The sequence below is a fragment of the Streptomyces sp. NPDC051677 genome (assembly GCF_044453465.1).
In the GTDB taxonomy this organism is placed as follows: Bacteria; Actinomycetota; Actinomycetes; order Streptomycetales; family Streptomycetaceae; genus Streptomyces.
In genome coordinates, this window is record NZ_JBITCT010000120.1 from 1 (window position 1) to 7,982 (window position 7,982).

Here is a 7,982-nt window from a genome sequence, read left to right on the forward strand (position 1 = left end):
TACTCACGCCGGAGCCCTCACGCTTTGGTGACGAGACGGACCTTCCGGGCCGAAATGCCCGGAATGCTGAGAGCTGCTGAGGCTCTGAGCAACGGTGCGGTGGCGTCCTAGCGATCGTGGAGCGCTTTGGGGCGGGTGACCGGGACGACGGTGAGCAGGTCGTGCAAGCCTCTGAAGTCGTCAGGGTTGGTGGTGAACAGGGGGAGGCCCTCCGCGATGGCGATGGAAGCGATCATCAGGTCGGCGATACTGCGCCGGGGCTGGCGGCCCGCGCTGACCACGGCGGCGCAGACCCGGCCGTACATGCGGGCGGCTTCCGCGTCGAAGGGGATGGGGTCGAACTCGTTCTCGGCGCGCTGGAGGATGTCCGTGCGGCGGGCGCGTTCGGCGTTGCTGCGGACCTGGTGGGGGCCTGCGGAGAGTTCGGCCAGGGTGATGGCGGTGATGGCCATCTCGGCGGGCAGTTCCTCTGGTTTGATCCACTTGCGAAGGATCATGATGTCGGTGTCGAGGAGTCCTTGTCGGTGCTCACCGGGCATAGAGGTTGTCCGGCTCCTGCTCGGCGGTGGTGTCCTGGTCGGCGCGGAAGGCGTCCAGAAAGATGTCGGGAGCGGTGCGGGACATGGCGGCGAACTCGCCGCGCGGGACGAAGCGCCGACGCCGACGCAGGGGGATCAGTGCGCCGATGCGGTGTCCGTCGCGGGTGACGGTGAAGGACTGGCCGCTTTGGACGGCGTCCATGATCTCTTTGGATTCCGGGGTTCTGGTGATGCCTGCTGACCCGTGCCACCACGAAAGCCCCCCCCACAGGGGGCTTTCGCAGGACGAGAACTCCTACGTACCGTTGGCGGGGGCCGGCGGAATGCTCAATCGACGGTCAGTTCGGCGAGAAGACCAGCTTGCTCCAGGTCTTCGGGCCGATGATCCCGTCTACGGGCCCGGCAATGGGGGAGAACCTTCTCTGGAACGCCTTGGTCGCGGCCAGGGTCCGTGAACCGAATGCGCCGTCCACCGCCAGATTGGCGTCGGGCTCCCACAGGTTCAGCTGCTGCTGGGCATATCGGACGCAGGCGTTGTTCGAGCCGGACGACAACTGCGTCGTCGGTATCGTCCAGGATTCTCTGTCGGAGTGCCACGTGGTCCTGCCCAGTGCGATGCACTGGCTCCAGTAGCTGCTGGCTGCCGCAGGGGGCGCCAATGCCACGGACGCGGCCAGGATTGCGCCGGCCACTGCTGTCGCGCCCAGGTGTACGGTCGATCGCATGGAGTACTTCCTTTCCGTCCTGTCCGAGGTCCCGGACCTCAGAGGCAGTAGCCGACGGCGCCGCTGGTCACCTTGATGTACGCACTGCTGACGAAGCCGGTCACGTTGGTCGCTTTGTCCTTGAGGTAGTACCACTTCCGCCCGCTGTCGCCGTAGTTGGCGTAGTAGTAGCAGTAGATCGAGACGCTTTGGCCGCTCTGACCCTGGCCGTTGGAGGAGTATCCGGTGCCGGGACCGGAACGGATGTTGACGCCGTCTCCGGTGAAGTGGCCGGACGCGTTGCCGGCGGCCACCACCGCTGCGGCACGCTCGACGCCGGTCGGCGTGGCCGCCTGACTCACCGCCGGTGCGGCCAGTGTGCAGGCAGCCGCAACGGCGGCGATGGCCGTGAAGTGCTTGATGTTCATCGGAACCTTCTTCCTTTGTCCGCCCAGGGGCGGGCAGCGGGGCCTGATTCAGCCTTTGACGTGGTAGTAGCCCACAGGGGGGCGGGAGTGCTGGCTCAGGAGGTGGATGCCGACGTGACTCCCGGTGAACCAGGCTTCGATCACCGCGGGGCCGGTGCCGGTAAGGGGTGGCGAGTAGGGGTTCAACGGGCTGGCCGAGTTGTCCGTCGTCACCACGTACTCGGAGCCGAGATACATCGCAACGTGGTCGGTGTTGTCGGTGCCGGCTCCCCAGAAGATCAAGTCGCCGGGCCGCAGGTCGCTGCGGGGGACGGCGTGCAGATGCGCGTTCTTGATTTCCTGGTTGGTGCCGCCGCCGCCGGGAGCGATGTCGATGGCCGCGGCCATCTTGTAGATCAAGCGCACGAACCCGGAGCAGTCCAGGCCCTTGGTGCTGGCGGCGGGACAGGGTTGGATCGCGCCGGTGTACCCCTGGCAGGTTCCGTAGGAGGGCCCTGGCGAGCCGCCGTGTCCCCCGCCCCACACGTACGGGATGGCACCGACGGTGCCGAAGCCGTAGCGCTGCTTGAGGCGGACCTGGTCGGCCGCCTGCGAAGCCGATTTGGGCGCGTCGTAGTAGTAGTGCGCGAGGTTGACGGCGCGAGCGGCCATGCCGTCGCCGGTCGCGCACTCGGTCATCCCGTCGGGGATCTCGCAGCCGACGAGCACGATGGTCCCGTTGTACAGCGCCGCCTTGGTGTGGGGGCCCGCGATGCCGTCGACCGGCAGCAGGGCGTCGGACTGGAAGGACTCCACCGCTGAGGCGGTCGCCGGCCCGAAGATCCCGTCAAGGGTCAGCGAGGCTCCGTGCTGGTTGAGCAGGTTCTGCAGTTCGGTGACGCACCCGTCCCTTTCTCCCTGCTGCATGTTCGCCGGGCAGGACGGAGAGGTCAGGTTGATCGGGCCCGGCGCTGAGGTGCCGCTGCCGACATCCCTGTAGAGCGCGGCCTTGGTGGCCGGTCCGACCAGGCCGTCCGCGGACAGCCCCGCGCCGGACTGGAAGGACTTCACCGCCGTGAGGGTCGCCGGTCCGAAGTCGCCGTCGACAGCCAGGTGCTGCCCGTGCGCGCTGAGCAAGGTCTGGAGCGTCGTGACACAGCCATCGATCTCACCGGACTGGAGCGTCGCGGGGCAGGACGGGGAGCGCAGGTCCACGGCAGGGATCGAACTCGTCCCGTTGTAGAGGGCGTTCTTGGTGGCCGGTCCGACCAGGCCGTCCGCGGACAGCCCCGCGCCGGACTGGAAGGACTTCACCGCCGTGAGGGTCGCCGGTCCGAAGCTGCCGTCGAGGACCAGCGTGGCCCCGTGCTGGTTGAGCAGGTTCTGCAGCTCGGTGACGCAGCCTCCGCTCTGCCCCTGCTGGACCGTAGCCGGGCAGTCGGGCGAGTTCAGGTTGACCGGCCCGGGAAGTCCGCCTGCTGAGTTGTTGTACAGGCTTTGCTTGGTCCTGGGGCCGACGATGCCGTCCACGGCGATGCCGGACTGGGACTGGAAGATCCGCACAGCGCCGTAGGTGCTCGGCCCGAAGGAGCCGTCCACCGTGATCGATTGGCCGTGCTGGTCGAGCAGCTTCTGCAGTTCGGTGACGCAGCCGTCGCTCTCGCCCTGTTGGATTTTCGTTGGGCAGGAGGACGAGTTCAGATTGACGGGGGTGGGCGCGACCGCCCAGGCGGTCGGCGCGGCCAGGTCGATCAGGACGGCGGCCAGGCCGGCGACGAGCGCCGGGACGAGCCGTCGGCGTAGCGTGGAACGAAGCATCGTCGTGTCCTCTCGGCGGGCGCCGTCAGAACCAGAAGCTGTAGTTGTCGTAGCTGGCGCTGCGGAGAATCACCTGATTGCCGAAATCGCCCCCGCCCTGCGAGACACACAGAGACTGGTGGGCCGTCGGGCAGAACACATGGTTGTGCTGGCCAGGGGGGACTGAGACCGCGAACCGCTGGTTCGCGCGGCCGTTGCAGGTCCAGACGATGATGCCGGCGCCGCTGGAGTAGTTCGCGCCCTGCACGTCCATGCACAACCCGGTGTTGTACTTCGGATGGAAGTACCAGCCACCTTCGGACGCACGCTGCAGACACCACTGCTCGTTGGTGTGCGGCGAAGCACTGCTGGAGTGCCAGGTGATGACCTTGGCGCCCGAGCCACCGGAACCGCTGACGTTCAGGTAGTTGAGGTTGGCGGTGTTCTGCCAGGTGTCCGCCTGCCAGTCGCTCGGACAGCTGAAACCGGCAGCCGAAACGGGGACGGCTGTCGCCATGCCGACCCCGAACACGGCACCCAAACCCACGATCGCCGCACCCACCCAGCGGATCAATTTGCTTCCCATACGACGCATTTACACTCCCGGTACTGTCAAAAACATGACAATTTTTTGAGCCATGCGATCAGCGCGACAGCCCGCGGTCTGCCGCAATTCCTGTCCTGGACCAAGGTGCGCGGCCGACCGTCGGTGAAGCTTGGACAAACCTTGAATGGGCTGGTCGAAGGCGCTGTGCGAGGGTGGGGACTTGAGACTCGGGGGCGTGCTGTGACGGTTGAGTTCTGTCTGCTCGGCAATGTCGAGGCGCGTCTCGACGGCCGAATCGTCGATCTGGGCCACGCCCGGCAGCGATGTGTGCTCGCGGTGCTGCTTGTGGACGCCAACCGGGTGGTTTCGGTGGACCAGCTTGTCGAGCGCGTTTGGGCCGACCGTATTCCGCAGCGGGCCCGCAACACGCTCTACGGCTACCTCTCCCGTCTGCGGCAAGCCTTGGCCATCGCCGAGGGGGTCGATATCGTCCGGCGCTCCGGTGGTTATGTCCTCGACGTCGAGGAGACGGCGGTGGATCTGCACCGCTTCCATGGCGTTGTCGCTCGGGCCCGCGCGGCCACGCACAACGAGCAGGCAGCGGCCCTGTTCGGGCAGGCACTCGGCCTCTGGCGGGGAGATGCCTTCGCGGGTCTGGACACCCCTTGGTTCAACGCCCTCCGCGAAGCCGTGGACCAAGAACGGACCGCGGCCGAACTGGACCACACCGACGTTCGGCTCCGCTGCGGTCACCACACCGCAGTGTTGGCCGAACTGTCCGCCCGGGTGGAGACACACCCACTGGACGAACGACTGGCCGGCCAGTTCATTCTCGCCCTGTACCGCAGTGGTCGCCCGGCCGAGGCTCTCAGCCACTACGAGCAGATCCGGCTGTTGCTGGCCGAAGAGCTCGGCTGCGACCCGAGCCTCCCGCTACGGCGACTGCACCAGCAGATCCTCACCACTGATCCCGCACTGAACGCTCCCGCCGTCGGCCCCGCCGTCAGGCGCGCTCCGGAGTCCGCACCCGCCCTCGTGCCGCGCCCGTTACCCACGTCCCCGCCGGTGCGCAGCGCACGGGACGGCGGTGCCCTGCCCGGTCCCCCGACACCGCGGCGGCCGCGGACGGGGAGCCACCTGGTCGGGCGGGCAGCGGAGTTGACCGTCCTCGACGGTGCGATCGAGGATGCCCTGGCCGGTGCGCCGGGGGTGGTCGAGGTGGTCGGGGAACCGGGCATCGGGAAGACACGGCTGCTCGGCGAACTGGGCGAGCGCGCGAGGCAACGCGGCTTCGTGTCCTTGGCCGGACGCAGCGTGGAGTTCGACCGGGCTCCGTACGGTGCATTCGTGGACGCCTTGGACGACCACCTCGGCGACGTGGACTTCCGCGGGCTCCGGCAGGATGGATCACCGTCCGGCGCGTTGGCTCTGCTGAGCACGGTCTTCCCCGCGCTCAGTGATCGTTTCCCGACCGGGCCGGATCCGGTGACGGTCGAACGGTACTGGTTCCACCGGGCGGTGCGAACGTTGCTGGAGACGCTGAGTACCGCCGGCGGAGTCGTGCTCAGCCTGGACGACCTGCAGTGGACGGATGACGGTACGGTCGAGCTGATCGACCATCTGATACGGCACCCGCCGAGGACACCGCTGCTGCTCGCCCTCTCCTACCGCCCCCGGCAGGCCCCGCCGCGGCTGGCCGCGGCACTTGCCCGGGCAGAAACGGAGGGAAGAGTGGCCAGGGTCGAGCTGGGTCCGCTGTCTCCGGCCGAGGGAGCGGAGCTGTGCGGGGCCAGGACGGATCACTGGCGTTTCCGAAGGCTGTACGAGGCCAGCGGCGGCAACCCGTTCTACTTGGAGGCGCTGACTCGAAGCGCCGCGCACGATGGCCCGCCGCCGGTGCCGGTCGTCTCGGCGCCCGTCGCCGACGATCTGCCGCCATCGGTGCGAGCCGCACTGCTGGAGGAGCTGGGTGGTCTGTCGGCCCTTGCGAGGGTCTGTACACAGGCGGCCGCGGTGCTCGGCGACTCTTTCGAAGCCGACATGGTGGCAGTCGTGGCCCAAACCGGTGAGGCACAGGCCCTTGCCGCCCTGGACGAGGTCGCGGAGCGGGACCTCGTGCGCCAGATCGGCTCCACGCGCCAATTCCAGTTCCGCCATCCGCTGGTGCGGGCGGCGGTGTACCAGGGGGCGGGCGCCGGTTGGCGGATCGAGGCGCATACTCGGGCCGCGGACGGCCTGGCGTTGCACGGCGCACCGCTGACCGCCCAGGCGTCGCACGTTCAGCGTTCGGCACGCGTAGGAGACGAACATGCCGTTGACGTCCTGGTAAGGGCCGCCCGTCAGGTGATGACGGTCGCACCGGCCACTGCCGCGCATTGGACACAGGAAGCCCTGCGGTTGCTCGGCGAGCAGAGTCGACTGCGGCCCGAACTGTGGCTCCAGCAGGCCAATGCGCTGGGCATGGCCGGACGCCTGCTGGAAAGCCGCGACATCCTGCGCACGGCCGCCTCGCTCCTGCCCGAGCGAGCGTCGGGCCGGCGGGCCCAGCTGACTGCCCTCCGAGCCACCGTGGAGTGGGCACTCGGCCGGTACAAAGAGGCCACGGCTCTGCTGCTCCGGGAGTTGGCGGACCACGACGGCCGAGTGAAGCCTGAAACCGCCACCCTGGAGTTGGGGGTCGCGGTGGTGGCGCTTCGTACGAACGACTTCTCCACGGCCATCGACTGGGGCGAACGCGCGTTGCGCTCGGCGGAACGTATCGGCGATCCGCTGCAGACCACCGCGGTCCGCGCTCTCCTGGCACTGGCACATACCTTCGCCGGCGACGCCCGGTCGACCGACTACCTCGACCTGGTGATGGAAGTACTCGATGACACCGACGACCAGCAACTGGCCGGGCAACTGGACACGCTCGTCATGGTGGGCTGGACGGAGATGCTCCACGAACGCTACGACTCTGCGCTGGGCCATCTCGGGCGAGGCCTGGAACTGTCCCGTCGCACCGGCCAGAGCCTGGTGCTCGCCGATCTGTTCGCCGCCTCCGCCTACGCCCTCATGTGGCTCGGGCGCCTGAACGAGGCGGCGACGTATGCCGACGACGCCCTGGAAGCGGCATCACTCGTGGGCAGCAGCGAGCCGCGCTCGTTGGCCGAGGTAGTGAGCGCGGCGGTCTTGATGTGGCGGGGAGACTTCGCCGGAGCACTGAAGATCTGTGCGGAGTCAATCTCCCTGGCCGGCCCTGCACCGGGCGCACGCCGGTCGGCGATGGTCGGGATGCTCGGCCAGACACTGCTGCTCAACGGCGATCCGGACGGCTGTGTCAGCAAGGTGCTCGAAGCGGGCGGCGGCCCGCACCTGCTCGGGTTCGAAGCCCCGGTCCGCCCGATGTGGTTCCGGCTGCTGACGGTAGCGGAACTGGCCCTGGGCGACGTGACAGCCGCCGAAGGCTGGGCCGACCGCGCAGCCGCTGCCGCAGCCGCTGCCGCAGCCCCTGACGGGCCGCCCGGTCAGCGCGGTTTCGCGTTGCTGGCCCGCGTCGAGGTACAACTCGCCCGGCAGAACCCGGCAGCGGGTCCCACCGCGTGCAGGGCAGCTGACGAGTTTCGCGCGGCCCGAATGCCCCTCAACGAGGCCATGGCCCGGCTGGCAGCCGGTACCGCACTGTCTGCCTCCGGCCGCCAGGTCGAAGGACTCGCTCAGTTGGAACGGGCGAAAGCCCTGTCGGTTACCTGCGGGGCCCTTGCCCTGTCCGAATTGGCTGATCACGAAAACCACCGAATCGCCGTCCAAACCCCGCCTCCGACAACCGGTACGCCACCCGGGACCTGAAATTCCCGAACAGGACCGTTCGCGATTCAAGCGGCCGATGTGTGCGCGGTGGCGTGACGTCACGCCTAGAAGGTCGATGAAGATCTTGGGTTCTGGCCCTGCCGCATGAGCGGCAGGGCCAGACTCGTCTTGTGGCGATGGGCGAATGGGTGGGCGAGAC

Annotated in this window: 7 protein-coding genes; 1 reads left to right on the top strand and 6 read right to left on the bottom strand. The window is 68.2% G+C overall.

The features are described 5' to 3' along the window. Nucleotides 1-107 precede the first annotated feature (107 nt). The 6 genes from ACIBAF_RS48850 to ACIBAF_RS48875 form a co-directional block, all read right to left on the bottom strand. On the bottom strand, nt 108-539 hold the full coding sequence (locus ACIBAF_RS48850) for a type II toxin-antitoxin system VapC family toxin (RefSeq protein ID WP_399473264.1): 432 nt from the start codon (nt 537-539) through the stop codon (nt 108-110). Next, nucleotides 529-741: a prevent-host-death protein gene (locus ACIBAF_RS48855; protein WP_399473266.1), complete on the bottom strand. Its 213-nt coding sequence runs from the start codon at nt 739-741 to the stop codon at nt 529-531. Before ACIBAF_RS48855 ends, ACIBAF_RS48850 begins: the two co-directional genes overlap by 11 nt. A gap of 136 nt (nt 742-877) precedes the next feature. Further along, entirely contained in the window at nt 878-1,264 is a 387-nt protein-coding gene (locus tag ACIBAF_RS48860; RefSeq protein WP_399473268.1) for a peptidoglycan-binding protein, read from the bottom strand. 38 nt (nt 1,265-1,302) lie between these two features. Continuing rightward, nucleotides 1,303-1,671, bottom strand: coding sequence for an SH3 domain-containing protein (locus ACIBAF_RS48865; protein ID WP_399473270.1), 369 nt, complete (start codon nt 1,669-1,671; stop codon nt 1,303-1,305). Between the two features lie 48 nt (nt 1,672-1,719). Continuing rightward, on the bottom strand, nt 1,720-3,468 hold the full coding sequence (locus tag ACIBAF_RS48870) for a peptidoglycan-binding protein (protein ID WP_399473272.1): 1,749 nt from the start codon (nt 3,466-3,468) through the stop codon (nt 1,720-1,722). Nucleotides 3,469-3,493: 25 nt separating this feature from the next. Beyond that, nucleotides 3,494-4,033: an RICIN domain-containing protein gene (locus ACIBAF_RS48875; RefSeq protein ID WP_399473274.1), complete on the bottom strand. Its 540-nt coding sequence runs from the start codon at nt 4,031-4,033 to the stop codon at nt 3,494-3,496. A gap of 45 nt (nt 4,034-4,078) precedes the next feature. On the opposite strand from ACIBAF_RS48875, the gene ACIBAF_RS48880 reads away from it, so the two are divergent. Next, nucleotides 4,079-7,822, top strand: a complete 3,744-nt coding sequence (locus ACIBAF_RS48880; RefSeq protein ID WP_399473276.1) for a BTAD domain-containing putative transcriptional regulator — start codon at nt 4,079-4,081, stop codon at nt 7,820-7,822. The last annotated feature ends 160 nt before the right edge of the window (nt 7,823-7,982 follow it).